This window comes from Acinetobacter sp. YH12129, from assembly GCF_013418685.1.
GTDB classification, from domain to species: Bacteria; Pseudomonadota; Gammaproteobacteria; order Pseudomonadales; family Moraxellaceae; genus Acinetobacter; species Acinetobacter amyesii.
Map to the genome: position 1 here is coordinate 1 of NZ_VPBP01000068.1, position 2,077 is coordinate 2,077.

Below are 2,077 nucleotides of genomic sequence, written 5' to 3' on the forward strand. Positions count from 1 at the left end.
TGCTATGGCAACACAAGGCAATAACGACATCGACTTAGAATTAGCTGCTGCTGGTAATACCGAAGTTGTACGCTCAAAGCGTAAAGTTGCCAAAGCATTGAATTTAAATGACTCAATTGAAGACATTCTAATTACTCTAGGTAAACAATATCACTTAATTCGTCCACTCGACTCAAATGAAGCATTATTTCTTTACCTCGTTTTAGACCGTAGCAAATCAAACCTAGCTATGGCTCGCCATGAACTTAAACATTTCGAAAAAGAATTAGATTTTTCTTAATTTAAAGTTGGGTTATTTCACCTGAAATAACCCAGTTTTTTCTGGACAATTTCATGAATAGCACATTATATATTTCTGTCTTTGGCTTAAATCTAAATGTTATCAATGACATTAAATCTATTATTTCAAATAAGCTATCTGAAACTTTTACTATTCATTGGACAAACATTGCAGATTCGAAACTCCAAGTCCTATTAATCAATGATGACTTTATCGACCTGCCGAATATAAATAATATAAGGCACGAAGCTTTAATCATACTTAAACTTAAAAAAAATGAATTGAAAGCAAATTAAATCGAACACGATACCCTGTTTTTACCCCTAACAAATACCAATCATTTTGAGCATTGGTTAGAGCATTTAGTTGCGTTAAGGTTCCGTGCTATTAATCCTGTAAATGTGTCCAATCCTGTAGTTGTTCAAGACATAAAACCTAAATTAAATGCACTCCAGATCTCACAGGTTTTTAAAGATTTAAATAAACATCAACGTCAACTATTGCTTTTAGATCAAAAACCAATCGCACTCATTGATAACTTAAGCAACGAGTTTTGGATAGAACAAAATATACAAATCACACAAAATTCCGAATTCACACTCATTCCAGCAGATACCAATACAGTAGTCACTTTTAAATATGGGTTGGAATCAATAAATTTACAGCATGGATTATGGCAATTTGTTTGGGATTACCTAGATGATACTCCCCCCAATTACACAAGCCACTATAAACTTTTGCATTGGCCACAGCCTATGCATTGTGCTGAGCGACAATCACTATTGAAAATATCCGCTTTTTTTATGGAAGGCAGTTCTACTCAATATATTGCTGAACAAATACATTTAAGCCAAAACTTTATTAATCGATATTTATTTGCATCCCACATAGCTCAAATCATAGAAGAGATACCGGCCATGGCGACTGTCTATCATAGCCAAAAAGCAGCTCAAGAATCTTCAAAACCACTACAGAGTTTTTTCCGTAGTCTTCGAAAAAAATTAGGAATCTAAAATTTCATTATGATTTTACAGCAATACAAGATCGTATTTGCCGGAACGATGGGTGCCGGAAAAACCACTGCTATTCAAAGTATTTCTGATATTCCTGTACTGAGTACAGAAGCGCTGAATACTGATCAAAATGCACATCAAAAAATGTTGACTACAGTTGGGATCGATTATGGTGAACTTACTCTCGCCGATGGTACTAAACTTGGTTTATATGGTACGCCGGGCCAAGAAAGATTTAACTTTATATGGAATACCATTTGTAACGGCGCGATTGGTACAATTATTATGATTGATCATACACATGACCATCCAATTCAGCAGCTGAATGATTATTTAAATTATTTTTCTGAAAATAATGAAAACATCATCATCGCGATTACGCATTTAGACAGTACGCAGTATAAATCCACCAAACTTTATAAAGAATGGCAGGATTCACAACAAATACATCACCCGATTTTTTATATCGATGCTAGAAATAAAAAAGACATTCTTTTTATTCTAGAAGCACTTATTGCAAAAGCTGAAGTTCAACTTTCAATCTAATGAAGATATTATGAATACAGCAATTCGTACAACACGTTCAGCACCACTACAGCTTATTGAACATGCACATAAACTCATGAAGGAGTTAATTTCTGATGTGTCCGGTGTTGAATATAAGTTGACAAAAATAACTAATCATGCGAAAAGGTTTTTTTAGTTAACAGATGTTCACACATGCCTCGGATTGTTTCTGTACCACTTAGTTTAGAACAGCGAGAACGACTCATTTTTCTGGCCA

The 2,077-nt window shown here is 34.3% G+C and carries 4 protein-coding genes and 1 pseudogene; all 5 read left to right on the top strand.

Annotated elements, in window-relative coordinates:
* Positions 1-280: roadblock/LC7 domain-containing protein (locus FTU65_RS16020; protein ID WP_180066169.1), on the top strand; the 280-nt coding region annotated here is incomplete at its 5' end.
* A 53-nt stretch (positions 281-333) separates the two neighbouring features.
* A complete protein-coding gene (locus FTU65_RS16025; protein WP_180012493.1) occupies positions 334-576 on the top strand; it encodes a hypothetical protein in 243 nt (80 codons plus the stop codon).
* A 105-nt stretch (positions 577-681) separates the two neighbouring features.
* Positions 682-1,293: a hypothetical protein gene (locus FTU65_RS16030; protein ID WP_180012491.1), complete on the top strand. Its 612-nt coding sequence runs from the start codon at positions 682-684 to the stop codon at positions 1,291-1,293.
* Between the two features lie 9 nt (positions 1,294-1,302).
* The gene (locus tag FTU65_RS16035; RefSeq protein ID WP_180012489.1) at positions 1,303-1,839 is read left to right on the top strand and encodes an ATP/GTP-binding protein; all 537 of its coding nucleotides are present in this window, start codon (positions 1,303-1,305) and stop codon (positions 1,837-1,839) included.
* 174 nt (positions 1,840-2,013) lie between these two features.
* A pseudogene (locus FTU65_RS16505) lies at positions 2,014-2,077 on the top strand (helix-turn-helix domain-containing protein); the annotation flags it as partial.

What these genes read in the sequence shown, in the direction of transcription:
- FTU65_RS16025 (WP_180012493.1), top strand. Translation starts at nt 334, where the DNA reads ATGAATAGCACATTATATATTTCTGTCTTTGGCTTAAATCTAAATGTT.
- FTU65_RS16035 (WP_180012489.1), top strand. Translation starts at nt 1,303, where the DNA reads ATGATTTTACAGCAATACAAGATCGTATTTGCCGGAACGATGGGTGCC.